Annotated in this window: 23 protein-coding genes; 10 read left to right on the top strand and 13 right to left on the bottom strand. The window is 66.6% G+C overall.

The features are described 5' to 3' along the window. Positions 1 to 2: 2 nt before the first annotated feature. From TabM4_RS16055 to TabM4_RS16065, 3 genes are read right to left on the bottom strand one after another with little or no spacing between them, the layout of a single operon-like run. Positions 3 to 1,463: a carnitine 3-dehydrogenase gene (locus TabM4_RS16055; protein ID WP_434614580.1), complete on the bottom strand. Its 1,461-nt coding sequence runs from the start codon at positions 1,461 to 1,463 to the stop codon at positions 3 to 5. A 14-nt stretch (positions 1,464 to 1,477) separates the two neighbouring features. Then, positions 1,478 to 1,915, bottom strand: a complete 438-nt coding sequence (locus TabM4_RS16060; protein WP_434614583.1) for a hypothetical protein — start codon at positions 1,913 to 1,915, stop codon at positions 1,478 to 1,480. Between the two features lies 1 nt (position 1,916). Further along, positions 1,917 to 2,831 (bottom strand): 3-keto-5-aminohexanoate cleavage protein, encoded by a 915-nt coding sequence (locus TabM4_RS16065; protein WP_434614586.1) that lies wholly within the window; start codon positions 2,829 to 2,831, stop codon positions 1,917 to 1,919. Positions 2,832 to 2,903: 72 nt separating this feature from the next. Here TabM4_RS16065 and TabM4_RS16070 point away from each other — a divergent pair, with 72 nt between their 5' ends. Continuing rightward, complete coding sequence (locus tag TabM4_RS16070; RefSeq protein WP_434614589.1) at positions 2,904 to 3,911, top strand: GlxA family transcriptional regulator; 1,008 nt, start codon at positions 2,904 to 2,906, stop codon at positions 3,909 to 3,911. Positions 3,912 to 4,103: 192 nt separating this feature from the next. Here TabM4_RS16070 and TabM4_RS16075 read toward each other — a convergent pair whose 3' ends face one another. Continuing rightward, positions 4,104 to 5,192: a hypothetical protein gene (locus tag TabM4_RS16075; RefSeq protein WP_434614592.1), complete on the bottom strand. Its 1,089-nt coding sequence runs from the start codon at positions 5,190 to 5,192 to the stop codon at positions 4,104 to 4,106. A gap of 13 nt (positions 5,193 to 5,205) precedes the next feature. Next, positions 5,206 to 6,252 carry a tryptophan--tRNA ligase gene (gene trpS / locus TabM4_RS16080; RefSeq protein ID WP_434614595.1) on the bottom strand — a complete coding sequence of 349 codons (1,047 nt, stop codon included), beginning with the start codon at positions 6,250 to 6,252 and terminating at the stop codon, positions 5,206 to 5,208. A 96-nt stretch (positions 6,253 to 6,348) separates the two neighbouring features. On the opposite strand from trpS, the gene TabM4_RS16085 reads away from it, so the two are divergent. Beyond that, positions 6,349 to 7,032: a rhomboid family intramembrane serine protease gene (locus TabM4_RS16085; RefSeq protein WP_434614598.1), complete on the top strand. Its 684-nt coding sequence runs from the start codon at positions 6,349 to 6,351 to the stop codon at positions 7,030 to 7,032. On the opposite strand, the gene murJ is transcribed toward TabM4_RS16085, so the two are convergent. The 3 genes from murJ to TabM4_RS16100 are packed head-to-tail and all read right to left on the bottom strand — an operon-like array spanning position 7,023 to position 12,540. Then, positions 7,023 to 8,567 (bottom strand): murein biosynthesis integral membrane protein MurJ, encoded by a 1,545-nt coding sequence (murJ, locus tag TabM4_RS16090; protein WP_434614601.1) that lies wholly within the window; start codon positions 8,565 to 8,567, stop codon positions 7,023 to 7,025. The two genes, TabM4_RS16085 and murJ, sit on opposite strands and share 10 nt — an antisense overlap. Then, the gene (locus TabM4_RS16095; RefSeq protein WP_434614604.1) at positions 8,567 to 11,359 is read right to left on the bottom strand and encodes a [protein-PII] uridylyltransferase; all 2,793 of its coding nucleotides are present in this window, start codon (positions 11,357 to 11,359) and stop codon (positions 8,567 to 8,569) included. Before TabM4_RS16095 ends, murJ begins: the two co-directional genes overlap by 1 nt. Positions 11,360 to 11,382: 23 nt before the next feature. Then, positions 11,383 to 12,540, bottom strand: coding sequence for a penicillin-binding protein activator (locus tag TabM4_RS16100; RefSeq protein ID WP_434614607.1), 1,158 nt, complete (start codon positions 12,538 to 12,540; stop codon positions 11,383 to 11,385). Between the two features lie 106 nt (positions 12,541 to 12,646). Here TabM4_RS16100 and rsmI point away from each other — a divergent pair, with 106 nt between their 5' ends. The 6 genes from rsmI to TabM4_RS16130 all read left to right on the top strand — a co-directional run bounded on the left by rsmI (position 12,647) and on the right by TabM4_RS16130 (position 19,235). Beyond that, entirely contained in the window at positions 12,647 to 13,525 is an 879-nt protein-coding gene (gene rsmI / locus TabM4_RS16105; protein WP_434614610.1) for a 16S rRNA (cytidine(1402)-2'-O)-methyltransferase, read from the top strand. 62 nt (positions 13,526 to 13,587) lie between these two features. Beyond that, positions 13,588 to 13,986 (top strand): YraN family protein, encoded by a 399-nt coding sequence (locus tag TabM4_RS16110; protein WP_434614613.1) that lies wholly within the window; start codon positions 13,588 to 13,590, stop codon positions 13,984 to 13,986. Positions 13,987 to 14,105: 119 nt separating this feature from the next. Next, on the top strand, positions 14,106 to 15,047 hold the full coding sequence (gshB, locus tag TabM4_RS16115; protein WP_434614616.1) for a glutathione synthase: 942 nt from the start codon (positions 14,106 to 14,108) through the stop codon (positions 15,045 to 15,047). 301 nt (positions 15,048 to 15,348) lie between these two features. After that, complete coding sequence (locus TabM4_RS16120) at positions 15,349 to 15,774, top strand: GNAT family N-acetyltransferase (RefSeq protein ID WP_434614619.1); 426 nt, start codon at positions 15,349 to 15,351, stop codon at positions 15,772 to 15,774. 48 nt (positions 15,775 to 15,822) lie between these two features. Continuing rightward, positions 15,823 to 18,672 carry a DNA polymerase I gene (gene polA / locus TabM4_RS16125; RefSeq protein ID WP_434614621.1) on the top strand — a complete coding sequence of 950 codons (2,850 nt, stop codon included), beginning with the start codon at positions 15,823 to 15,825 and terminating at the stop codon, positions 18,670 to 18,672. Continuing rightward, a complete protein-coding gene (locus TabM4_RS16130; protein ID WP_434614624.1) occupies positions 18,669 to 19,235 on the top strand; it encodes a YdeI/OmpD-associated family protein in 567 nt (188 codons plus the stop codon). Before polA ends, TabM4_RS16130 begins: the two co-directional genes overlap by 4 nt. 455 nt (positions 19,236 to 19,690) lie before the next feature. Here TabM4_RS16130 and TabM4_RS16135 read toward each other — a convergent pair whose 3' ends face one another. The 3 genes from TabM4_RS16135 to TabM4_RS16145 form a co-directional block, all read right to left on the bottom strand. Further along, complete coding sequence (locus tag TabM4_RS16135; RefSeq protein WP_434614627.1) at positions 19,691 to 20,152, bottom strand: DUF1203 domain-containing protein; 462 nt, start codon at positions 20,150 to 20,152, stop codon at positions 19,691 to 19,693. A gap of 69 nt (positions 20,153 to 20,221) precedes the next feature. Then, positions 20,222 to 20,602 (bottom strand): HIT domain-containing protein, encoded by a 381-nt coding sequence (locus tag TabM4_RS16140; RefSeq protein ID WP_434614630.1) that lies wholly within the window; start codon positions 20,600 to 20,602, stop codon positions 20,222 to 20,224. A 5-nt stretch (positions 20,603 to 20,607) separates the two neighbouring features. Next, on the bottom strand, positions 20,608 to 22,185 hold the full coding sequence (locus TabM4_RS16145; protein ID WP_434614632.1) for a DUF5928 domain-containing protein: 1,578 nt from the start codon (positions 22,183 to 22,185) through the stop codon (positions 20,608 to 20,610). Between the two features lie 146 nt (positions 22,186 to 22,331). Between TabM4_RS16145 and TabM4_RS16150 the strand changes: the two genes are divergently transcribed. Further along, on the top strand, positions 22,332 to 23,150 hold the full coding sequence (locus tag TabM4_RS16150; protein WP_434614635.1) for a sulfotransferase family protein: 819 nt from the start codon (positions 22,332 to 22,334) through the stop codon (positions 23,148 to 23,150). A gap of 187 nt (positions 23,151 to 23,337) precedes the next feature. Here the strand turns inward: TabM4_RS16150 and TabM4_RS16155 are convergent, their stop codons facing one another. Further along, positions 23,338 to 24,321 carry an adenosine kinase gene (locus TabM4_RS16155; protein WP_434614638.1) on the bottom strand — a complete coding sequence of 328 codons (984 nt, stop codon included), beginning with the start codon at positions 24,319 to 24,321 and terminating at the stop codon, positions 23,338 to 23,340. Beyond that, positions 24,318 to 24,962 (bottom strand): endonuclease III, encoded by a 645-nt coding sequence (nth, locus tag TabM4_RS16160; protein ID WP_434614641.1) that lies wholly within the window; start codon positions 24,960 to 24,962, stop codon positions 24,318 to 24,320. The genes TabM4_RS16155 and nth overlap by 4 nt, the downstream gene beginning before the upstream one ends. Positions 24,963 to 25,068: 106 nt before the next feature. Between nth and TabM4_RS16165 the strand changes: the two genes are divergently transcribed. Continuing rightward, complete coding sequence (locus tag TabM4_RS16165) at positions 25,069 to 25,908, top strand: methylated-DNA--[protein]-cysteine S-methyltransferase (protein ID WP_434614644.1); 840 nt, start codon at positions 25,069 to 25,071, stop codon at positions 25,906 to 25,908. The last annotated feature ends 48 nt before the right edge of the window (positions 25,909 to 25,956 follow it).

The raw sequence follows: 25,956 nt of genomic DNA on the forward strand, positions 1-25,956 counted from the left end.
CGTCACCCCTTCTTCTGGCCGACATGGCGGCCCGCGGCTTCGGGTCTTGGCAGGGCGGCATGGGCCTTGGCGATGGGCAAGAGCCGGTCGAGAATCGCGGGCGGGGCTGGGCAGGTCTTGCCGGCCTTCATGTCGACGTGGAGGAGCATCTGTTCCAGCGTCGCCACCGCCTCGTCGCCCTTCAGGAGGCGGATGAAGATGTGGAGGCGTTTCTCGTCGGCGTGGAGGACCTGCACCGTGCCGGTGAGGGCGTCGCCCAGTTTCGCCTCGCCCAGATGCATGATGTGGGTTTCGGCGGTGTAGTAGCTGTAGCCCGTGCCGACATAGGCGATGTCGGCGCCGATGTGGCGGAGGAAGGCGTCGGAGGTTTCCGAGGCCGCAAAGAGGTAGCGGCTTTCGGTCATGTGGCCGTTGTAGTCGATCCAGCCGGGAAGGACATGCATCCGGGCCATTTCCATGGGGACCGCGCTGTCGGGCGACGGGTCCGCCATCGCCTGACGGCGGCGGGCGTCGTGGTCGAGGAGGACCTTGCCCGCGCCCCAGTTGCGGTCCTTAAGCACGCGGAGGAAGCCGATCAGGTTCTGGTCGCGGATGCGTTCGAGTTCGCGGATGGAATGGTGGCCGGATTGCGCGTCGGATTGCCCGGCAATCAGGTCGACGAGTTCGTCGTTGAATTCCGGCACGTCCATCAGTTTCGTCCAGGGCCATGTCAGGCAGGGGCCGAACTGGGCCATGAAGTGCTTCATCCCCGCCTCGCCGCCCGCGATGCGGTAGGTTTCGAACAGGCCCATCTGGCCCCAGCGTAGGCCGAAGCCCATGCGGATCGCCTCGTCGATCTCCTCGGTCGTGGCGATGCCGTCCTTGACCAACCAGAGCGCCTCGCGCCAGACCGCTTCGAGGAAGCGGTCGGCGATATGGGCGTCGATTTCCTTGCGGATGTGGAGGGGGAACATCCCGATCTCGCGCAGGGTTTCCTTGGCGGCCTCGATCAGGGCGGGGTCGGATTTGGCGGAGGGGACGATTTCGGCCAGCGGCAGGAGGTAGACGGGGTTGAACGGGTGGGCGACGAAGATGGTCGCGGGGTTGGCGGCGTTCTGCTGCAACTCGGACGGTTTGAAACCAGAGGTGGAGGAGCCGATGGGCGTGTCGGGCGCGACCTGCTGGATCTGCGCAAAGACGCGGTGCTTCAGGTCCAGCCGTTCGGAAACGGATTCCTGGATGTAGTCGGCCCCCTCCACGGCCTCGGTGATGGTGCTGGCGAAGGTCAGCTTGCCCTCGGGCGGCATCGGCCCGTCGGACAGGGCGGGCAGCGCGCGTTTGGCATTGGCGATAACCTCGCCCACCTTGCGCGGGGCTTCCGGATCGGGGTCGAACACCACCACATCCCAGCCATTGAGCAGGAAGCGCGCGGCCCAGCCGCCGCCGATGACCCCGCCCCCGATGATGCCCGCCTTGCGCGCCATATCCGTTCTCTCCGTCAGACGGCCCAGAGAAGGGCCAATGCCAGCAGCGCGATCAGCGCCGCCCCGATGATGCCCGCGCGGGGGAGGAAGGTCCCCTGCCCCGGCGGCTGTTCCTGCGGCACCCGGGCGTCGCCGCCCTGCGCCGCGTTGCTGCCCCGGCCCGAAAGCCGAAGCGCCTCGTCCGAGAAGGCGACGGTCACCGCGCCGGGGGGCAGGTGATGCGGCACGACCCCGTGCCGCTGCGCCATCTGTTCCGGCGTCACCTCGCCCTGCCGCAGGGCCTGCGCCTCTTCGCCCGTGATGCGCACCTGCACCGGGCGCGCCTCTTGCGCGAGGGTGCGGAGAAGGAAACCCGCCTCCAGCGGTTCCAGCACCCAGCCCTGCCCCAAGGGGATAAGCCGCGCGATGCTTTGCGCGGCATGGGGCGGCGCGATGGGGCCGACCCTTTCCACCCTATTTCGGCAGAGGCGGGCGCTTCTCCAGCTTCAGCCGGGCGCGCACTTCGGCGGGGGTGATGACACGGGCGCCCATGTTTTCCACGATGGTCGCCGCGCGTTCCACAAGCTGGGCGTTGGTGGCCAGCACGCCCTTGTCGAGCCAGAGATTGTCTTCCAGCCCCACGCGGACATTGCCGCCCGCCAGAACCGCCGCCGCGACATAGGCCATCTGGTTGCGGCCAAGGGAGAAGGCGGAATAGTGCCAGCCTGCGGGGACGTTATTCACCATCGCCATGAAGGTGTTCAGGTCATCCGGAGCGCCCCACGGCACGCCCATGCAAAGCTGCACCAGCACGGTTTCGGGGATCACGCCTTCCTTCACCAGTTCCTTGGCAAGCCAGAGGTGGCCCGTGTCGAAGGCCTCGATCTCGATCCGCACGCCTGCCGCCGTCATGCGCCGCGCCATGTCGCGCAGCATGCCGGGGGTGTTGACCATCACGTAATCGGCTTCGTTGAAATTCATCGTGCCGCAGTCGAGCGTGCAGATTTCCGGGCGGCATTCCACGACATGCGCCACCCGTTCCGTGGCACCCGCCATGTCGGAGCGCGGGCCGATGCGGCCCATGTCCTCGGTCCCTTCGAAATAGATGTCGCCGCCCATGCCCGCGGTCAGGTTCAGGACCACGTCGGTGGCGGAATCGCGAATGCGTTCCGTCACTTCGCGGTAGAGCGCGGGGTCGCGGGCGGGTTTGCCGGTTTCGGGGTCGCGGACGTGGCAATGCACCACCGCCGCGCCGGCCTTGGCCGCCGCGATGGCGCTTTCGGCGATCTGCTGGGGGCTGCGCGGCACATGCGGGCTGCGGTCCTGCGTGCCGCCCGATCCGGTGACGGCACAGGTGATGAAAACCTCGCGATTCATGGCGAGCGGCATGGCAGTCCTCCCTTGTCTTCGCATCAGATTAGCCTGCTTGCGCCGCGATGCTTTGCGCTTTACGCAATTCATATGGCCGAAAACGTCAACATTTTCCTTCCCTCCCGTGCGCCCCTGACGCTGGCAGTGCTGGTGCTGCCGCATGCCTCGATCCTTGAGGTGGCGTCGGTGCTTGATCCGATGCGGGCGGCGAACCGGCATCTGGGGGAGGAAGCCTATCGCTGGCGCGTGGTGTCGCCGGATGGGCGGCCGGTGCCGTTGACCTGCGGGATCGAATTGCCCTCGGCGGGGCCCCTTGCCTCGGCGGAGGGGGCGGATGTGCTGATGGTGATCGTGGGCTATCGGCAGGCGGAGGTGGCGACGCGGCCTTTCCTGCAGGCGCTGCGGCGGATGGCGCCCCGGTTCCAACTGATCGCGGGGGTGGATGCGGGGGCCTGGGTGATGGCGCGGGCGGGGCTTCTGGACGGGTATCGGGCGACCGTGCATTGGGAGGATCTGGAGGATTTTGCCGCTGCATTCCCGCAGATGGAATGTCTGCCCGACCGCTATGTCATTGATCGCAATAGGGTAACAGTGGGGGGTGCGGCCCCGGCGCAGGACCTGATGCTGCATCTGATCGCAAGCCGCCATGGGGCGCCCTTGGCGCGGCAGGTGGCGGCGTCGTTCCTGACGACGCAGCGCGCGGGGCATGAGCCGCAGGTGGCACCGCCGCAGCGGGATCCGCGGCTGGATGGGCGGGTGGCGGAGGCGATTGCGCGGATGGAGGCGCGGATCGACGATCCTGAGCCGATGGCGCGCATCGCGCGGGCGGTGGGGCTGTCGCCCCGGCGGATGGAAAGCCTTTTTCATCAATACCTTGGCGAAAGCCCCGGGGCCTATGCCATGGGCCTGCGCCTGCAGGCGGCGCGGCGGATGGTGACGGATACGCGCCATCCGCTGGCGGAGGTGGCGCTGCGGACGGGGTTCTCCTCGCCCTCGACCCTGAGCCGGGCGTTCAGTCGGCGGTTCGGGGTGCCGCCTTCGGCCCTTCGGCGGGGGCAAGGCCCTGCGAACGCTGCGTTTTCTTCCGGGCAGGGGTGAAAAAACCCGTGCCACGGCCGGTGCAGACAGTCGGTGCAGACGGCTGTGCATACGCCCGGGCACCGTTTTTTCGTTAACTCTGTTCGCAGAAAGATGCGGAGTGCGGCGGGCGTGGCACAGGGACCATCGCCCCAGTCCGGCGGCGCGCGGGGTGGGGGCCGTCGATTGGGTATTTGGGCCAAGATGAAGGGGCTAGCCGTGGTCTGAGGGATCGGCGGCGGCGGCCCGGCGGCGCAGCGCCGCGAAGAGGCGGGTCTGCAGCGCGGAGGCAAGGAAGAGGCCGACCGACAGGATCAGCCCGACCATCCCGGTGATCAGCGCATAGCCCAACCCCGTCACGCGGGTGGTTGCACGCAGGAGGCGGGCCTTGCCCAGAACCTCGGCGCGGGCGGTGACGCGGGGACCCAGCGCCTGCGCCGCGTTGCCAAGGCGGCGGGCATCGTTCGCATCGTCGATCAGCGGCAGGAGGTGGAGCGCGGTGGTCGTGTCGGTCGCGGCCCGGATACGGTCGAGATCGGCGGCGATGGAGACGAGGGGGGCGAAGGCATCGGCGCGGAGCGACAGGGCCACGTCATCCATGCTGCGGGCGCGGCGGAGCGCGATCCAGTCCACGCCATCGGTCGCGGCGCGGGTGGTGAGCGCGGTGAGGCGCGGCGAGAGGCGGTTCATGGCGCGCGCGGTCTTGAGGCCGGAGGCACCGAGCTTGGCGGCGGCGGAGGTGCCGCCTGAGGCGACGACGGTCGCCGTCGCGCCAAGGCCCACGATGGACAGGGCGATGGCGATGCGGTCCACCTCTTCGCCCGCCATATAGTCGATGCCGCCATTCAGGATGGTGGCAAGGTCGCCCACCGGGGTGAGCATGATCGGGGCCTGACACATCATGAAGGTGGAGAGCGTGCAGGCGGCGGGGTCCAGCGCGCAGGCGGCACAATTGGCAGCATTGGCCCAGAGGCCGGAATCCTGTTCCCATGCCGCGTCATAGGCGGCGAGGGTTTCGGGGGGCAGGGGCTGGCCCAGTTCGGCGGCAAGGTCGCGCAGCGATTGCAGGACCACCCAGTCGCGGCGTTCGGCAGTGAGGTGGTCGGCGATCCGGTCGGGGATCGTGTCGGGGGAAAGGCGGGCGAGTTCGGCGGTGATGGTCGCTTCGATCTCGGACGCGGTGGCATCGCGCAGGGGCGTCAGCGTCGGGTCCATCGCGATCGTCCCCGCCGAGAGGAGGGTGAGCGCAAGCGAACCTGCGATCACCAGTGTCATGGCATGGCGCATCCAGCGCCGGAGCATCCCGCGCGCGCCCCTAGCCCCGCCGCGAGCGGATCATGCCGACGATGTCGTAGACCTGATCGACGATGGGCCGCGCGATGGCGTCGGCGCGGTCCGCGCCTTGGCCAAGGATGCGGTCGATTTCGGCGGGGTCCTGCATCAGGCGGTTCATTTCCAGCGTGATGGGTTCGAGTTTCGCGACGGCGAGGTCGGCCAAAGCGGGCTTGAACGTGCCGAACTGCGCGCCCGCGTAGTCGCGGATCACCTGTTCGGGGGTGTGGCCTGCGAGGGCGGCGTAGATGTTCACCAGGTTCCGCGCCTCGGGCCGGTCCTTGAGGCCGTCGAGCGTGTCAGGCAGGGGTTCGGGGTCGGTCTTGGCCTTGCGGATCTTCTTGGCGATAGTGTCGGCATCGTCGGTGAGGTTGATGCGGGACTGGTCGGACGGGTCGGATTTGGACATCTTCTTCGTGCCGTCGCGGAGGCTCATCACGCGGGTGGCGGCGCCTTCGATCACGGGTTCGACGACGGGGAAGAAGTTCACGCCGTAGTCGTTGTTGAACTTGATCGCGATGTCGCGGGTGAGTTCGAGGTGCTGTTTCTGGTCCTCTCCCACAGGCACATGCGTCGCCTTGTAGGCGAGGATGTCGGCGGCCATGAGGGAGGGGTAGGCGAAGAGGCCAAGGGAGACGTTCTCGGAATTCTTGCCCGCCTTGTCCTTGAACTGGGTCATCCGCGACATCCAGCCCATGCGGGCGATGCAGTTGAAGATCCAGCCGAGTTCCACATGCGCGGTGACTTGGGATTGGTTGAAGAGGATGGAGCGCGCGGGGTCGATGCCTGCGGCGATGAAGGCGGCGGCGCCTTCGCGGGTCTGCTGGCGCAGCTTTTCGGGTTCCTGCCAGACGGTGATCGCGTGCATGTCCACCATGCAGTAGATCGTTTCGATGCCTTCCTCCTGCTTTTCCACGAAACGCTTCAGCGCGCCAAGGTAATTGCCCAGCGTAAGCCCACCGGACGGCTGGATGCCCGAGAAGATGCGCGGGGGGAAGGAAGCCTGAGGCGTTTGGACCGGCTCGGCCATGATGTCGCTCCGTCTGGAAAAGGTCGGGATTTCCGCTTAACGATGCGGCGACGGGGCGTCAATCGACGCCCGCCCCTTGCCGCGAGAAGAGGCCCGATGCAGGACCGCAATGCCCCGCCCCTGAACCCCCTGCCCGCCATCGTCTGGGTGCTGGCCTTGCCGATCATCGCGATGGAGGTGGTGGTGGGGCTGGCCGGGGCCGGAGTTCTTGGCGGGCTGGAGGGCGCGGGCTGGCGGTTGCAGGCGCTGGAGCGGTTCGTGTTCTCGCCGCCCCTGATGCAGGCGATGATGGAGCGGGACGAGTATCCGCTGGCGCAGGTGATGCGGCTGGTGACCTATCCCTTCGTGCATGGGTCTACCACGCATGCGGTTTTCGTCGTGGTGATCCTCCTCGCTCTGGGCAAGATGGTGGGCGAGGTGTTCCGCTGGTGGGCGGTGCTGGTGGTGTTCTTCGGCGCGGCGGTCGCGGGGGCCTTCGCCTATATGGCCGTGCCGGGGAATGAGGCACCGCTGTTCGGGGGGTATCCTGCGGTTTACGGCTTGATCGGGGGGTTCACCTTCCTTTTGTGGGTCAATCTGGCCGCCGTGGGGGCGAACAAGTACCGCGCCTTCAGCCTGATCGGGTTCCTTCTGGGGATACAGTTGCTGTTCGGGCTCCTGTTCGGGGGGGGCTATGAATGGGTGGCGGATGTGGCGGGTTTTGCCGCCGGGTTCCTGCTGTCCTTCGTGGTCAGCCCCGGCGGATGGGGCCGGGTGCTGCAGAAGATCCGTCAGCGCTGACGCCTCAGGGCGGATTTGAGGTCCGACAGGCGGATCGCGCCGAGGGCGAGGGCCGCCAGCGCATAGCTGGCCATGCCCGCGCCGATGAGCATGGCCAGCGCGGCAAAGCGCCAGCCGCGGCTGCCCAGCATGGGGCCAAGCAGGATCATGCCCCCCCAGAGGACCGCGCCCATGATGGCGCTGGCCAGCAGGATGCGGGGCAGGCGCGCGCGGAAGCGGGCGTCGAAGCGGGCCTCTTCCCCCATCTTGCGCGTGCCGAGCCAGAGTTGCAGCACCATCGTCCAGCCGGAGATGGTGGTGGCAAGGGCCGCGGCCGAGAAGCCGATGACGGGCAGCAGGCCCACGGCGATGGCGGCGTTGACCACCATCGACCAGACGGCGAAGCGGAAGGGGGAGCGCGTATCCTCGCGCGCGTAATAGAGCGGCTGGAAGACCTTGTGCAGGACGAAGGCGGGCAGGCCCGCGCCATAGATGGCAAGGGCCAGCGCCGTGGCTGCCGTGTCATCGGCCCCGAAGGCCCCGCGTTCGTACAGCACGGCGCAAAGCGGGAAGGCGATGACGACTAGGGCCACGGCGGCGGGGATCGTGAGGAACAGCGCGAATTCCGTGCCCCGGTTGAAGGAGGCGCGGCCCCCTTCGGCATCGCCCGCGCGCAGGCGGCGGGAGAGGTCGGGGAGGAGGACGGTGCCGACGGCGATGGCCACGACGCCCAAGGGGAGTTGGTAGAGGCGGTCGGCATAGGAGAGCCACGCGACCGCGCCTTCGGTGAAGGAGGCGACCTGACGGCCCACGAGGAGGTTGATCTGCACCACCCCGCCCGCCAGCACGGCGGGGGCGGCGATGACGGCAAGGCGTTTCAGGTCGGGCGTCAGGCGCGGCAGGCCGGGGGCGAAGCGGAAGCCTGCGCGATGGGCGCTGACCCATGTGAAGGCGAGTTGGGCGATGCCTGTCAGCGGCACGGTCCATGCCAGCGTCAGGCCCATGTCCCAGCCCAAGTGATCGGCCAGGAGCATGGCGGCGATGAACATCAGGTTCATCAGGACGGGGACGAAACTGGCTTCGGTAAAGCGTCCGAAGGCGTTCAGGACGCCGGAGAGGAGCGCCACGAGCGAGATGAAGAGGATGTAGGAGAAGGAGATGCGTCCGAAGAGGACGGCAAGGTCGAAGCGCGCGTCGCCCACGAAGCCCGAGGCCATGAGCCAGACGAGCCACGGCATGGCGATCGTGCCAAGGATGGAGAAGACGATGAGGATGGAGGCCAGCCCGTTGAAGGCGTCGCGGGCAAAGCCCTGCGCGTCCTCGCCGCCTTCCAGCTTTTTGGAGAACATCGGCACGAAGGCCATGTTGAACGCCCCTTCGGCGAAGAAGCGGCGGAACATGTTGGGCAGGGAGAAGGCGACGAGGAAGGCCTCGGCCACCGGGCCCGCGCCCAGATAGGCGGCCATCATCACGTCGCGGGCGAAGCCTGCCCCGCGCGACAGCAGCGTCCAGCCGCCGACCGTGACGATGGACCGGATGAGCCGGATGGGCTGCATCAGCCCGCTGCCCGTTCCGCGCCATCGGCGATGGCCTGACGCAGTTTCTTCTCCAGCGCCTCCTGTTTCGGTTTGGCGTGGAGTTTCAGGCCGAACATGTCCTTCACATAGAAGCTGTCCACCACCTGCGCGCCGAAGGTCGCGATCACGGCAGAGGCGATGTAGATGTTGTTGTTGGCCAAGGTCCGCGTGAGGTCATAAAGCAGGCCGGGACGGTCGCGCGTATCGACCTCGATGATGGTGTAGATGTCGGACCCTTCGTTGTCGAAGGTGATATGGGTGGGAAAGCGGAATTCGCGTTCGCGCTTTTTCACCTTGTCGCGGTCCTTCAGGGCCTCGCGCGGGACGACCTCGCCCTTCAGGGTCTTGTGGATCATCTGCGACAGGCGCGGCAGGCGGGACACCTCGTAGGGTTTGCCCTCGCTGTCCTGCACCCAGAAGACGGCGGTCGCATAGCCGTCCTTCGACGTGTAGGTGCGCGCATCCACCACATTGGCCCCGACCAGAGCCAAGGCCCCGGCAAGGCGCGAGAAGATGCCGGGGTGATCGGCCAGCGCGAAACAGGCGCGCGTCGCGTCGCGGCCTTCGTCGGGATGCAGGTCGATGCGGATGTCGCTGTCGGGAAGGTCCTTCAGGAGGCGGGCGAAGACGGCATGGCTGTCGGTGGGCAGGCCCTGCCAATAGGGGGCGTAATGGCGGCCCGTCTCATGCCGCAGATCGGCGGCGGACCAGTCGGCAAGGCGGTCGCGCAGCGCGCGCTTCGCCTCATCCTCGCGGTTCTCGCGGTTGAGGGATTCGATGCCGCCTTCCAGCGCCTCGGCCGTCTGGCCATAGAGCGAGCGCAGCAGCATGGCCTTCCAGTTGTTCCACGTGCCCGGCCCCACGCCGCGGATGTCGCAGACGGTGAGGACGGTGAGGAGGTCCAGACGCTTGCGCGATTTCACCGCCTTGGCGAAATCGCGCACCGTGCGCGGGTCGCCGATATCGCGTTTCTGCGCGGTGTCGGACATGAGGAGATGATAGCGCACCAACCATTCGACGGTTTCGGTATCTTCCGCCGACAGGCCAAGCCGGGGGCAGACGCGGCGCGCGATCTGCGCGCCAAGGATGGAATGATCCTCGGGCCGGCCCTTGCCGATGTCATGCAGGAGTAGGGCGATATAGATGACCTTGCGGTTCACGCCTTCCTTCAGGATGCCGGAAACGACGGGGAGTTCCTCGACCAGTTCGCCGCGTTCGATCTGGGCAAGGATCGAGATGCATTGGATGATGTGTTCGTCCACCGTGTAGTGGTGATAGACGTTGAACTGCATCATCGCGACGACGGGTTCGAATTCCGGGATGAAAGCCCCCAGAACCCCCAGTTCGTTCATCCGGCGCAGCGCGCGTTCGGGGTTGCCGTGTTTCAGCAGGAGGTCGAGGAAGATCTGCACCGCCTCCGGGTCCGATTGCATGTCTTCGTCAATCAGGTCGAGATGCGCGGTGATCTGGCGCATCACGTTGGGGTGCAGCAGATAGCCGGTGCGCAGCGCCTCTTCGAAGACGCGCAGGAGGTTGAGCTTGTCTGCGAAGAAGCGGCGCGGATCGGCAAGGTCGAGCCTGCCCTGCACCAGCTTGTACCCCGCCTTGACGCGTTTCGTGCGTTTGAAGATGCCGAAGAGGCTTGCCTCTGGCTTGGCGTGGCGGGCCTCGAGTTCGGTCAGGAAGACGCGGGTCAGGTCGCCCACGCGGGTGGCGTGGCGGAAATAGTCCTGCATGAAGATTTCCACCGCGCGGCGGCCCGCGCGATCTTCGTATCCCATGCGGTCGGCCACCTCGACCTGTAAATCGAATGTCAGTTGGTCCATCGCGCGGCCGGTGATGTAATGCAGGTGGCAGCGCGCGGCCCAGAGGAAATCTTCGGCGCGGGTGAAGATGTCGTATTCCTCGCGCGTCAGCAGCCCCGCCTCGACCAGCCCTTCGGCGGTGGGAACGCGGTGCAGGTATTTGCCGATCCAGTAAAGCGTCTGCAGGTCGCGCAGGCCGCCCTTGCCCTCTTTCACATTGGGTTCGAGGACATAGCGCTGCCCGCCCTGCCTGCGGTGCCGTTCGGCGCGTTCGGAGAGCTTCGCCTCGATGAATTCGGGGCCGGTGTTGCGGAAGAGTTCGCCCCAGAGCCGGTCGCCCAATTCGGCGGCGAGGGGTTCGTATCCGGCGATGAAGCGGTGTTCCAGAAGGGCGGTGCGGATCGTGATGTCGTCTCGCCCCATGCGCAGGCAATCCTTCACCGTGCGCGAGGAATGGCCGACCTTCAGCTTCAGGTCCCAGAGCATGTAGAGCATGGATTCGATCACCGATTCCGCCCACGGGGTGATCTTCCACGGGGTGAGGAACAGGAGGTCGACGTCGGATTGCGGCGCCATCTCGGCCCGGCCGAAGCCGCCGACGGCAAGGACGGCCATGCGTTCCGCCTCGGTCGGGTTGGACAGCGGGTGGAGGTGGCGGCGCGCGATGTCGAAGGCGGTGGCGACGAGGACGTCGGTCAGATGGGCCTGCGCGCGGATCAGCGCGCGGGCGTCATGCGGGCGGGCGGCGAAGGCGGCGGCAAGGGCGGCATTGCCCCGCGCCTTGGCGTCGGCGAGGTGACGGACAGCGATGCCGCGGGCGGCGCGCGGGTCTTCCGCCTGTGCGAGGTCGGACAGGATGGCGGCGCGCAGGGCGGGGGCATCTATGATGCCCTCCCCCGGCAGGATCATGCCGGGAGGGGCGGGGGGAAGGCTGCGGTCGGAGGGGGCCGTGGCGCCCTTGGTCATGGCGGAAGGCCCCGGAGGCTGCGTCAGAAGCCCGCCCCGCCAAAGCTGCGCGGCGCGGGTTCGACAACCGTGATCGCCGCGTTCTGGATGCGGGCGATGGCAAGCCCGCGCTCGTTGGTGCCATTAGGCAGCAGGCGGAAGATGCCGTTGACGCCGACATAGCCCGCGCCCTGCGTCAGCGCGGCGCGGTCCATGCCGCGGCCCTGCTTGGCCAGCGCGCCGATGGCGGCGATGCCGTCATAGGCGATGGCCGAGACGGGATGCGGCTGCTCCCCGAAGGCCGCCATGTAGCGGGACTGATACTGCGCGAAGAGCGACGGGTCGGGCATGGCGAAGATGCCGCCCTGCACTCCGGGCAGCGACAGGGTGGCGGCCGGAATGTCCCAGCGCGTCAGGCCGATATATTGCGTGACGGTCGGGTTGACGCCGTTCTCGGAGAGGAGCTGGCTGACGAGGGGCAGCGCGCCCGCCGTGTCGGCGGTCAGGAAGACCGCCTGCGCGCCCGAGGATTTCGCCTGCGCGGCAAGGGCCGGGATGGCCTGCACGATGCCGTTCTGCGAGAATTCATAGCCGCCGGTGGCGACGACGCTGCCGCCTGCCGCCGCGACGCCGTTCTGGATCGCGGCCCGGCCCGCCTCGCCTTGGGCGTTGCGGTCGTGGATGACCATGATCTTCGACTTGCCCGAGCGGACGGCATAGGTGGCCAGCCGCCGCGCGGTATTGTCGAAGGTGGGGCCGAGGACGAAGACATTGCCGCCCGCGATGGCCGGGTTGTTGGAGAAGGAGAGAACGTTCACCCCCGCCGCCGCCACCGCGACGCCTGCCGCATTCGCCTCTTCGGCGAAGACCGGGCCGAGGATGACCTGCGCCCCTTCGGCCACCGCCTGCGCCGCCGCCGCCGAGGCCTGCGCGGCCTGACCGGCGGTCGGATAGACGCGCAGGTCGATCTTCACCTCGCCCAGATCGGTGATGGCAAGGCGGGCCGCATTCTCGATCGAACGGGCAAGGAGTTGGTCGCTGGCCTGACCGGACCCCGAAGGGACAAGAAGCGCGACCGCGACTGTGTCGCTGCGGGGGGCGGAGGGGCCGGTGCTGGGCTGGCAGGCGGCCAGAGCCATGGCGGACAGGGCAAGAACGACCGAGCCCAACGACTTGCGGGCGGTGCGCAAAACAGAGAACATGCGGGTTCCTCACTCCTTGGCCGCGGCAACGCGGGCCGCGCTTCAATCCGGGCGCAAGATTAAGGGGTTCGCCGGGGGAAGTAAACTTGTCAGGGGAGCCGCGCGCATGCCTTCGCCCAATTCCGCCCGCGAGGCGACCCCGCTTGCGCCGGGGCTCTATCTGGTCGCGACCCCCATCGGATCGGCGCGCGACATCACCCTGCGGGCGCTGGATATCCTTGCCGCGGCGGATGTGCTGGCGGCCGAGGATACCCGCACCCTGCGCCATCTGATGGAAATCCATGGCATCCCCCTGAACGGCCGCCCGCTGGTGCCGGTGCATGACCATAACGAGGCGGCAGCCAGCCCGCGCCTGCTGCGGGCGGTGGCCGAAGGGAAATCGGTCGCCTATGCGTCGGAGGCGGGGACGCCGCTGGTTTCCGATCCGGGCTTCGTACTGGCCCGCGCGGCGGTGGCGGAGGGGTTGCCGGTGACGGCGGCCCCCGGTGCCTCGGCCGTGCTGGCCGCGCTCTGCGTGGCGGGGCTGCCCTCGGACCGGTTCCTTTTCGCGGGCTTCCCGCCGGCGGCCCGCAGCGCCCGCCTGCGCTTTCTGGAGGAACTGCGCCCGGTGCACGCGACGCTGGTGCTGTATGAATCGCCCAAGCGGCTGGCGGCGCTGCTGGAGGATTCGGCGGCGGTGCTGGGGCAGGACAGGCAGGCGGCCATCTGCCGGGAACTGACCAAGCGCTTCGAGGAGGTCAGGCGCGGCAGGCTGGGCGATCTGGCCGCCGACTATGCAAGCGAGACGGTGAAGGGCGAGGTGGTCGTCCTGATCGACCGCGCGGCCGAGACGGGGGCGGAAAGCGCCGATTGGCAAGCCGCGCTGGACCGCGCGCTGGAAACGCTGTCGGTCAAGGATGCGGCGGCGATGGTGGCCGAGGCCTATGATCTGCCGCGCCGCGAGGTCTATCAGGTGGCGCTGGAGCGGGCGAAGGACGGGCATTAGGGAAAAATTCGCACTCTTGTGGAATGGTGATTCCAGAGGCTGAAGACGTTAGGGGGCAGGTCATGGTGGCTGTGTTGGACATCGGGGCGGTGGCATGGCAGCGGGCGCATCGCGGGCGCAGGGCGCATCATGCCGGCGCTGTGGCCGAGGATCAGGTCGCGCGCCTCTATGACCGCGACGGGATGGCCGTCTGTGCCCGGCGCTGGCGCGGATCGGGCGGCGAGATCGACATCGTGGCGCGGGACGGGGATCGCGTCATCTTCGTCGAGGTGAAGCAAAGCCGCACCCATGCCGAGGCCGCCTCGCATCTTTGCACGCGGCAGATGCGGCGGATCTGGGAGGCGGGCGAGGAATTCCTCGCCGGCGAACCGAAGGGCAGCCTGACGGATGCCCGGATCGATGTGGCACTGGTGGACGGGTCCGGGCGGATCGAGATCCTGCGGAATGCCTTCGCCGCCTGAGGGCGGGCTGCGGGGCGCGACCTTGGATTTGCATCCGGCCGCAGCTTGGGCCATCAAGGGGCGGCTGCGCCTGCCCTGTCCGGGCCGGGGCGCGGCGGGATGCCAAACCGGAGTGAACCATGCCTCTCAAGGTCGCGCTGCAGATGGACCCGATCGGGTCGGTCAATATCGACGCGGATTCCACCTTTCGGATCGCATTGGAGGCGCAGGCACGGGGGCATTCGCTGTTCTTCTACACGCCCGACAAGCTTGCCTTCGTCGAGGGGCGCGTCACGGCGCGGGGCTGGCCCATCGAGCTTCGGCGGGAGAAAGGCAACCATGTCACCTATGGCGAGGAGGCCGAGGTGGACCTGTCGGCATTCGACGTGGTCTGGCTGCGGCAGGACCCGCCCTTCGACATGGGATACATCACGACGACCCATCTGCTGGAGATGATCCATCCCCGCACGCTGGTGGTGAACGATCCGTTCTGGGTGCGGAACTCGCCCGAGAAGCTTTTGGTCCTGCGCTTTCCCGACCTGACGCCGCCCACGGCCATCGCCCGCGATCTGGCGACGATCCGCGCCTTCAAGGCGCGTCACGGCGACATCATCCTGAAGCCGCTCTATGGCAATGGCGGGGCGGGCGTGTTCCGGCTGGACCCGAACGACCGCAACCTCGCCTCGTTGCACGAACTGTTCACGGGAATGAGCCGCGAGCCGCTGATCGTGCAGAAATTCCTGCCCGACGTCGCCAAGGGCGACAAGCGGGTGATCCTCGTGGACGGGGAACCCATCGGCGCGATCAACCGCGTGCCGCAGGCGGGCGAGACGCGGTCGAACATGCATGTCGGCGGGCGGCCCGAGAAGATCGGCCTGACCGCGCGGGATCTGGAGATTTGTCGCCGCATCGGCCCGGTGCTGCGCGAGAAGGGGCAGGTCTTCGTGGGCATCGACGTGATCGGCGACTGGCTGACGGAAATCAACGTGACCTCGCCCACGGGGCTGCAGGAACTGGAGCGGTTCGACGGCACGAACGGCGCGGCGCGGATCTGGGAAGCCATCGAGGCGAAGCGCGCCTGACGCGGGGACGTCCGGTAGGAAGGCCGCAGGTCCGGGAACCCCCGATTTTTCGCAGAAAAATCGTGACCTCCGGAAGGTCGCACGCACACAGGCGGTTGGTCACGGTCTGCAAATGAGCGCTTGACGCAGCCCGGTTTCCAACGCAGGCTGCGTGCATGTCGTACCGCATCGCCCTCGTGAGCTATTACTTTACCGACGCTTCATAGGCGGCCGGTCGACGTTTCCTGAAAACACAGACCAGATGGCCGCCCCTGCGGGTGGTTCGGTCAAGCATCTCTCGCAGCGGCGGCGGGAGAGAGAGATGACCACCGACACCCGCGCCGAGATCCGCCTTGCCACCCCCGATGACCTGCCCGCGCTGCTGGCGATGTCGAAGGGCCTTGCCGCCCATCTGGGCACGCCCGACCGCGATGCCGAGATGCTGCATCGCGACGCCTTCATCCTGCCCGGCACCCGCGCCCTGATCGCGCGGCAGGGCGGGGTGGCGGTCGGTTACCTCTTCATGCGGCTGACACGCGACCCGATCTCGTGGCGGATGGGATACGAGATCACCGAAATCTTCGTCGCATCCACGCATCGCCACCGTGGCATCGGGCGCCGACTGATCGGGGCCGCGCGCCTGCTGGGCGAGGCGGAGGGGCGCGCCAGCCTTGCCATCACGCCGGACATGGCCGCGCTCACGGGCGGGATGGGCGCGGCCCGCGCCTTGCCCCTCGCTCTGGCCTGAGGCGGCCGATCATGCCATACCTCCCCCAAAGACAGGACGGAGGATGACATGGGCGCTGGGACGGGCTTCGGCAAAGGCTGCCACCTGCACCTGATCGACGGATCGGCCTATATCTTCCGCGCCTATCACGCGCTCCCCCCGCTCACGCGGAAATCCGACGGTCTGCCCATCGGCGCGGTCTCGGGCTTTTGCAACATCCTCTTCCGCTATCTGGAGGGGAACAAGGGCCCCGACGCCCCCAACGGCGCCCCCACCCATGTCGCCGTGATCTTCGACCATTCGTCCGAGACCTTCCGCAACGCCATCTACCCGCTCTACAAGGCCAACCGCCCCGAACTGCCCGAAGACCTGCGCCCGCAATTCCCCCTGACCCGCGACGCCACGCGCGCCTTCAACATCGCCTGCATCGAAACCGAAGGCTACGAGGCCGACGACATCATCGCCACCCTCGCCGCCCGCGCGACCGAGGCGGGCGGCGACGTCACCATCATCTCCTCCGACAAGGACCTGATGCAGCTCGTCGGCCCCGGCGTGATGATGTTCGATCCGATGAAGGCCCGCGCCATCGGCCCCGACGAGGTGTTCGAAAAGTTCGGCGTCCCGCCCTCCCGCGTCGTCGATGTCCAGTCCCTTGCCGGCGACAGCGTCGACAACGTCCCCGGCGCCCCCGGCATCGGCATCAAGACCGCCGCCCTCCTCATCCAGGAATATGGCGACCTCGACACGCTGCTCGCCCGCGCCCACGAAATCAAACAGCCCAAGCGCCGCGAAGCGCTCATCGAAAACGCCGAACAGATCCGCATCTCGCGCCAGCTCGTGCAGCTCAAGGCCGACACGCCGCTCGACGTCACGCTGGACGACCTCGAAGTCCGCCCCCCCGAACCCGACGCCATCATGGACTTCCTCAACCGCATGGAATTCCGCACCCTCACCCGCCGCGTCGCCGACAGCCTGAAGATCGCGCCCCCCGCCCCCCTGCCCGAAGGCAAGGGAACGGACGTCATCCACGCCGAAGCCCCTGCCCCCGACCGCCTGCCCTTCGACCATGACGGATACGAATCCGTCACCACCCACGATGCGCTGTCCCGCTGGATCACCGCGATCCGCGACCATGGCACCGTGGCCGTCGACACCGAAACCACCTCGCTCGACGAGATGCGCGCCGAACTCGTCGGCATCTCCCTCTCCGTCACGGCAGGCAAGGCGGCCTATATCCCGCTGACCCACCGCTCCGGCACGGATGACCTTTTCGGCACCTCGCAACTCGCCCCCGGCCAACTGCCCGTGGACACAGTCCTCGCCGCCCTCAAACCCGTTCTGGAAGACCCCGCGATCCTGAAGATCGGCCAGAACATGAAATACGACTGGAAGATCTTCGCCCGCCACGGCATCCGCATCACCCCTTTCGACGACACGATGCTGATGTCCTCCGCCCTCCACGCCGGACTGAACGCCCATGGCATGGACACGCTCTCCGAAACCCACTTGGGCCACAGGCCCATCCCCATCAAATCCCTGCTCGGCACGGGCAAAGCCGCCATCACCTTCGACCGCGTCGCCATCCCCGATGCGGTGAAATACGCCGCCGAGGATGCCGACATCACCCTCCGCCTCTGGCAGCATTTCAAGCCGCAGCTCCACCGCGCGCAGGTGACGACCGTCTACGAAACGCTCGAACGCCCCCTCGTCCCCGTCCTTGCCGAAATGGAAATGGCAGGCGTGCAGGTCGACCGCGACACGCTTTCCCGCATGTCCAACGCCTTCGCGCAAAAGATGGCGGGGCTGGAGGCGGAGATCCAGGATATCGCAGGCGAACCCTTCAACGTCGGCTCGCCCAAGCAACTGGGCGAAATCCTCTTCGACCGGATGCAGGTCCCCGGCGGCGAAAAGGGCAAGACCGGGGCCTATGCCACCGGGGCCGACATCCTCGAAGACATCACCACGCTGGAAGACAGCCACCCGCAGGCCGCCCGCCTTGCCGCCCTCGTCCTCGACTGGCGGCAGATCGCGAAACTGAAATCCACCTATACCGACGCGCTGCAGGACCACATCCACCCCGAAACGGGCCGCGTCCACACCTCATACTCCATCACGGGCGCGGTGACGGGCCGCCTCTCCTCCACCGACCCGAACCTGCAAAACATCCCCGTCCGGACGGAGGAAGGCCGCCGCATCCGCGAAGCCTTCGTCGCCCCGCGCGGAAAACTCCTCGTCTCGCTCGACTATTCCCAGATCGAACTCCGCATCCTCGCCCACATCGCCGACATCCCCGAACTGCAACAGGCCTTCCGCGACGGGCTGGACATCCACGCCCTGACGGCGTCGGAAATGTTCAACGTCCCGCTCGACCAGATGACCCCGGACATCCGCCGTCAGGCCAAGGCCATCAACTTCGGTGTCATCTACGGCATTTCGGGCTTCGGCCTTGCCCGCAACCTGCGCATCCCGCGGGCCGAGGCGCAGGGCTTCATCGACCGTTATTTCCAGCGTTTCCCCGGCATCAAGGGCTACATGGACACGACCATAAAGGACGCACAGGCGCGCGGCTTCGTGACCACCCTCTTCGGCCGCAAGATCCACACGCCCGAAATCAACGCCAAGGGGCCGACCGCAGGCTTCGCCAAACGCGCCGCGATCAACGCCCCCATCCAAGGCACCGCCGCCGACGTCATCCGCCGCGCGATGATCCGCATGCCCGCAGCCATTGCCGACCTGCCCGCAAGGATGCTGTTGCAGGTGCATGACGAACTTCTCTTCGAAGTGGACGAAGACGCCGCCCCCACCCTCGCCGCCCGCGCGAAAGAGGTGATGGAGGCCGCCGCCCATCCCGCCGTCCATTTCAAGGTCCCGCTGATCGTCGAGGCAGGCCAAGGCCGCACATGGGCCGAGGCACATTGAAACAGCCCGCCCCCCTCACCTTCGCGACGCAGGACGAATGGAACTTCTGGCTGTCGATGCGCCATGACAAGGCGGCCGAGATCTGGCTGCGCATCCCGAAAAAGGCCACGGGCGAGGCCTCGATCGATTGGGAAAAGGCGGTGGAAGAGGCGCTCGTCTGGGGCTGGGTGGATGCGCAGAAGAAACCCGATGGCCCCGACCACATGCTCCACCGCTTCACCCCGCGCCGCCCCGGCAGCCCATGGTCGCCCAAGGCCCGCGCCATGGCGGAACGGCTGATCGCGGGCGGCTGGATGGAAGAGCCGGGCTTGGCCGAGGTCGCCCGCGCACAGGCCGATGGCCGCTGGGCCGCCGCCTATGCCGCCGAAAAACCGGCAGCGATCCCCGACGATTTCCTCACCGCCCTTGCCGCGGCCTCACCCGCCGCGCAGTCCGGCTTCGCGGCCCTGCAACCCAAGGCCCGCGCCGCGCTCGCCTTCCGCCTTTCCACCGCCAGATCCCCCTCCATCCGCGCCCGCCGCATCGCCGATTTCATCGCCGGGCTGGACAGGGGCACCCCATGATCCGCATCTGACCCGACCTGCGCGCCATCACCCTTGCGCTCGATCTTCCCGAAGTCTCCCTCGCCACAATCCGGGCGCATGCGGCGCGCGAGGCATGGGACGCCGCCGATCCGTGATCCTGCCCGCTCACACCAGACAGGGAAAAGGCCCACCTCCTCCCGTCTTCGTCTTGGCGAAAATACCCGCAGGGGGTGAATGGCCGCGCAGCGGACAGAGGGGGCGGCACGCCCCCTGACGCGGAGCGGGACGCGCGCCCGCGCGGCCCGCGACCCAAAAGGCTTGCGCGTCCCCCGGCAGGGGGGCGCGCTCCGGCGGATCACCGTCCCTCGCCGCACCCCGTTAACCTTAATGCGCCATCACCCCACCGCCCGCTGCGTGCTGATGGTTTGCGGCACAAAATTCGGCACAAGGCGCGGCACGCCCTTTCCCGGCCCGATGGGCCCGGTCGGGGGACCTCAACCCCGCTCCACCCTCACCTGAAAGCAATTGTTCCGCGCCGACCGGACATGCACGAAAGCCACCCCCGGCATCGCCAGCACCTCCTCCGCCCGGGCGGCGATCCACCCCGTCGGAACCACCCCGCCCGTGCCATAGACGATCCGCTCATCCGGCCCGTATCCCCGGACGATGTAATCGGGCGAAGCAAGGATTTCCGGCACCTCTTCCCCTCCTCCCGCCTCGCAGGCATCGGCGCAAAGGAAGATCGGCCCCGTCTCGGCATAGGGCTGCAAGCTGCCGAAAGGCCGATGCGCCAGCACCAGCATCCCCGCGCCCTCGGGGATCATCCGCAGGCAGTGGCGGCACGGATTCCCGCCCCCGTCGGAAACCCGCCGCTCCGGAAAAAGCCCATAGGAATCAACACCCCCCGCCTGACAGGCGCGGACAATCTCTGTCGGTATCGGAACGAATCTCGGCATGGGAAGCCCCCCTTTCAGGCCCCCACCCTGCCGCCCGGACCGCCCTCTGGCGACCCGATCCTTGCGCCTTCAGTCGCGGCTCAGCATCCGCCCCAAGGGCGCGCCGCCCACGATGTGCAGGTGGTAATGCGGCACTTCCTGCCCGCCATGCCCGCCCGCATTGGTGATCCCGCGATAGCCCGCCCCGCCATCGCCAAGGCTGACGCCCAGCATGGCGCAGACGCTGGCCGCCGTGCGGTGGAAATCCACGATCTCGGCATCCGACGCCTCGGCGCAGAAATGATCGAAGGTCACATAGGGCCCCTTCGGGATCACCAGCACATGATGCGGCGCCTGCGGATTGATGTCGTGGAAGGCCAGCGTGTGATCCGTCTCGATCACCGTCTTGTTGGGAATTTCACCGCGCAGGATGCGGGCGAAGATGTTCGTCGGGTCATAGCTGTGGGGCATGTCTCTCAATCCACGAAAAGATGTCCGGTGGCCGCGATCTGACGCGCCTTTTCCACCGGGATATCAAGGAATTCCGCCAATGGCAGGGTGTTCTCGTCCACGCTCGCGCTTTGCCTGATGCGGTGAAAGCCGGGGAAATTCGCGTCGCGCAGCCGGTCGCTTTCGAATTTCACGTCATAGCGGATGGTGGGCAGCAGGCGGTCGATGGTTTCCTTGGGCGTCTTGTCCCCGGCCAGTCCCACGCGGCGGGCATGGCCGATCAGGTAGTCGTCGGTGAAATCGCATTCGATCTCCAGCAGACGGACGGCGGCCTTGTCGTTGTAGAAATCCTGCATCAGATCGACATTCGCCGGATCGATGCAGAACAGCAGGCGATCCGTCTGCCAATAGTCGAACAGCATGCGGACCAGCGCCCGCCTGTGCCGTGTCCGTTTTTCCAGCGTGGTCTGAATGCCTCCCAGATCCGGCAGCGGGGTGGAGCCTTCGTTGAACAGGTAGTCGATGGCGGGCAGGTTCGTCACATCCCGCACCCGTTCCACCAGACGCTTCGCGACATGCCATTTCTTGCAGGTCACCATCATCAGCGTCCGCTCTCGGCCCAGCGAGGATTCCCGCTCCCAGAAGCGCGGCGCGAAGCGGCGGCCCACCCTGCCCCGCCCGGTCAGGAAGCGGAACAGGCTGCGCCCCTCGTTCGAGATGGTGAAGCGCACGCCCTTTGCCGCGTAAAGCTTGCCCAGCCGTTCCTTCAGGTCCTTTGCATCGGGCGAAATCTTGCGCGCGAACAGATAATCCTGCGACAAAAGCAGGTCGTAATGGTCGTTGTAGAAGGTCACCGGCATGCCATAATCGGTGAACATCAGGAAGGTCAGCGTGCGCGACCGGATCTCCGCCTCGGGGACCAGATGGCGGACGAGGGTCTGGAAGAAGGTCTCGTCCGGAATCCATGTGGTGCGGAAGAAGCGCATCACATCCTTGCGTTTCTCGATGAAGTCGAGGATCGCCTCGACGGTGCGGCGGCGCAGGCACCACCACTGGCTGCCGATCTGCATCTGGATATCGGCGGGGATCGTGCGCGCAAGGCCAAGCCGCCGCTGCACCTGCATCGATCCGTAGAACAGCCGTTTGTGCGTGCGTTCGTTGAACCAGTGGCGATAGATCAGCCGCTCTTCCTTGATCCCGGTCTTGATCCAGTCCGAGGTGAAGAAGTCGAAGCTTTCGATATAGTCGACCTCGTCCCGGTCAAGGAAGGCGCGGGCGAATTCGGCCGATTTGATCGGCATGCAATCGCCCGAGAGCATGTAGAAATGCGTGGCATGGGAGAAGGCATCCACCGCCACGCGCACGGCCTGCAGGGTGGCCTCGACAAGGCTCCACTCTCCCCAGCCGCATTTGATGCGCCGCCGGGCGAAGGCGACGGAGGGGTTGTCCTTCAGCGCGCTGCGGATGCGGTCATGCGCCTCGCGCGGGGCGCGGGCGTCGAAATGGATGGCGACGAAATCCCCCACCGCCGTCAGACGCTGCGCCTGCGCGATGATGCCATCGGGGTCTTTGTGGCACAGAAGGATATACGCGATCTTTGCCATGAAACCCGGACTTTCAACGGTGTGCCAAGTGTCACTGACTGCACAAATAACGTCAACGGTCATTGAACACGCACGGTTTCTTTGCTTTTTTATCGCCATTGGGTCAAGGGCACGACAGATCGCCCGGTATTGGAGGCAGTGTGTAGATGGGTTTCCCCGGAACCTGGATGACCGAGAGCGAAAGCGTCGTCTATCGCGTCGTCCCGAAATGCGCCTGCTCGTCCATCGGGCAGATCATGTTCTATTCCGATCACGGCACCTTCTTCGACGGCGACATCCACGATTCCACCAAGGGCCTGCACAAATGGGCGCAGGAGGGCAGCCAGCCGCTGATCGAGGCCAATGTGAAGGCGCACAAGTCCTATGCCTTCACCTGCGTGCGCAACCCCTATACCCGCATCCTCTCCTCTTTCTTCGACAAGATCTGCGGCATCCAGAGGAACGGCAAACGCTATCGCGGCAATCTCGTGCCCATGCTGATCCAGAAATACGGGATCGAGGTCGGCGGCGAGGATGGCAAGCAGGAATTCGACCAGATCGCCTCCTTCCGTCGCTTCCTCCTGTTTGCGCGCGACACCATCCGCTTCCGCAAGCCGATGGAACCCGACATCCACTGGTCGGCCATGTCGGGCCATATCTCGACCTTCATCGTGAATGGCGGGCGCTATGACCACATCTTCTTCACCGAGAAGTTCGACGAAGGGATGCAGGTCGTGCTGGACAACATCAAGACCCGGCACAAGATCAACCTGAAGAAGATCCCGAAGTTCAACGAAAGCGAAGGGCACGGGCCGAAGCGGCTGCATCCGGTCGAAGATTACTTCGACGACCTCTCGCGCCACCTGATGTGGGAAATCTACAAGAAGGATTTCCAGCTCTTCAAATACGACTTCGACGATCCCTCGAACAAGATGCCGAAAGGCCCGGTCGATCTGGACGAGGTCCATGCCAAACTGGGCGACTGATCCACCAAAAAGGGCCCGCCCCTCCTTCGTTTCGGTGGAAAATACCCACATGGGGTGAATGGGCCGCATGGCCCAGAGGGGGCGCGTGCGCCCCCTGACCACGGAGCCGGACGCGCGGCACGCGCGGGAGGCGACAGGAAAGGCTTGCGCGGCCCTTCCGGGCCGCGCTCCGCAAGGTTGCCGTTGCTCAGATGAGCCCTTCCTTGCGGAACAGCGCCTTCAGGTCCGTCTCGGGCCGTGCGCCGAAATGGCTGATCACCTCCGCAGCCGCGACGCAGCCCATCCGCCCCGCCACCGCCAGCGACTGGCCCGTGGCAAAACCGTAGAGGAACCCCGCCGCGAACTGGTCGCCCGCGCCGGTGGCATCCACCGGAACCACACGGTTCACCGGAACCGTGACCATCTCTTCGCCGCGCACGAGGATCACTTCGTCGCCCGACCGCGTGCAGACCACCACGCCCGCATCCCGCGCCGCCTGTTCCAGCGCTGCCGACAGGTCGGTCTGATAGAGCGAGGACCATTCGTGTTCGTTCCCGATCACATAATCCAGATCCTTCACCAGCCGCCGGAAGTCATCCCGGTGGCGGTCCACGCAGAACGGGTCGGACAACGCGATCCCGGCCTTGCCGCCCGCGTCGCGGCACAGTTTCGCCGCCCGTTCGAAGGCCTGCTTCCCCTTCGGCTTGTCATAGAGATAGCCTTCGAGGAACAAGAGCACCGCCTCCCCCGCCACGGCATCCGAGACGTCATCGGGACCAAGTTCCGAGGAAATCCCCAGATAGGTGTTCATCGACCGCTCCCCGTCGGGTGAGACGAAGATCATCGACCGCGAGGTGGGCAATTCCCCGCCCGGCACCGGAGGATTGGGGAAGGCGGTCCCGCTCTCGGCCATCGACTTGGCGTAGAAACGCCCCAGCGCGTCGTCATGCACCCGCCCGATGAAGGCCGTCCGCAGGCCAAGGTTGCCCAAGCCCGCGATGGTATTCGCGACCGATCCACCGGGGGCCTGTACCCGCTCCTTCATCGCGGCATAAAGGATCTCGCCCCGCTCCCGCTCCACCAGTTGCATGATGCCCTTCTCAATGCCCATCATCTCGATGAAGCTGTCATCGGCTTGGTTGAACACATCGACGATGGCATTGCCGATGCCGACGACATCATAGGTCTTCATTCGGTCTTTTCCTCATACAGACAAAGATCGCGGATCGGGCAGATGCCGCATTTGGGTTTGCGCGCGACGCAGATATAGCGGCCATGCAGGATAAGCCAGTGATGCGCGTGCAACTGGAATTCGGCGGGGACATTGTCCTCGATGGCCCGCTCCACCGCCGCCTCGTCCTTGCCCGGCGCGATGCCGCTGCGGTTGCCAAGGCGGAAGATATGCGTGTCCACCGCCTGCGAGGGCAGGTTGAACCACATGTTCAAGACGACATTCGCCGTCTTGCGCCCCACCCCCGGCAACGATTGCAGCGCCGCGCGGGACGAGGGCACCTCGCCGCCGTATTCCTCGATCAGGATACGGCTCAGCTTGATGACGTTCTTGGCCTTGTTGCGGAAAAGGCCGATCGTCTTGATATGCTGGGTCAGCCCCTCTTCGCCCAAGGCCAGCATCTTTTCGGGCGTATCGGCGATGGCGAAAAGCTTTCGTGTGGCCTTGTTCACCCCCACATCCGTCGCCTGCGCCGACAGCGCCACCGCGACCAGCAGGGTGAAGGCGTTCACATGCTCCAATTCCCCCTTCGGCTCCGCCTCCAGCGCGTGGAAGCGGGTGAAGATCTCCTTCATCTGGGCATAGGGAAGCTGCTTGGCCATGCGCCCCGCCATAAGGGACAAGCCCCCACCCGACAAGACGGGATGCGCAGAATCCGGGTCGCCTGTGGCCGCGCGCGCCCATAGATTGCAGGCCAAGGAGAGCGCCATGACCGACCAATCCGCCGCCTATCATTACGCCGTCATCGCCCGCGCCCTGAAGGTGATCGACGAGGCAGGCCCCGCCCTGACGCTGGACGATCTGGCCGCGCGGATGGACATGTCGCCCGCGCATTTCCAGCGCGTCTTTTCGCAATGGGTGGGCATTTCGCCGAAACGGTATCAGCAATACCTGACGCTGGATCATGCCCGTCAGATGCTGGCAGACCGTTTCACCACGCTGGAAACCGCGCTGGCCTCTGGCCTCTCCGGCACGGGCCGCCTGCATGACCTGTTCCTGACATGGGAGGCGATGACGCCCGGCGATTATGCCAAGGGCGGCGCGGGGCTGACCATCCGCTGGGGCTGGTTCGACAGCCCCTTCGGCCCCACCATCGTGATGGGCACCGACAAGGGCATCTGCGGCATGGGCTTCGCCGCCGAGATGGGCGCGGAAGCGGCCTTCGAAGACCTCCTCCGCCGCTGGCCCAAGGCGACCTTCACCGAAGACCCCACCGCCCTGCGCTCGTGGGTCCTCGACGCCTTCGGCACCGACGGCATGGGCAAGACCCCCCTCCACCTGATCGGCGCGCCCTTCCAGATCAAGGTCTGGGAGGCGCTGATGCGCATCCCCACCGGCCATGTCACCACCTATTCGGAAATCGCAGACACCATCGGCAACCCCAAGGCCGTGCGCGCCGTGGGCACCGCCGTGGGGCGAAATCCCGTCAGTTTCCTGATCCCTTGCCACCGTGCCCTGCGGCGGGATGGCAGCCTTGGCGGCTATCACTGGGGCCTGCCGGTGAAGCGCGCGATCCTTGCTTGGGAATCCGCCCGCACCGGAATGTGATGCGCGGATTGTTGCCGCAGTGGGGCCGGTCCTATCCAGCCCGATGCC

The organism is Tabrizicola sp. M-4 (assembly GCF_051132405.1).
Classification (GTDB): domain Bacteria; phylum Pseudomonadota; class Alphaproteobacteria; order Rhodobacterales; family Rhodobacteraceae; genus Paragemmobacter.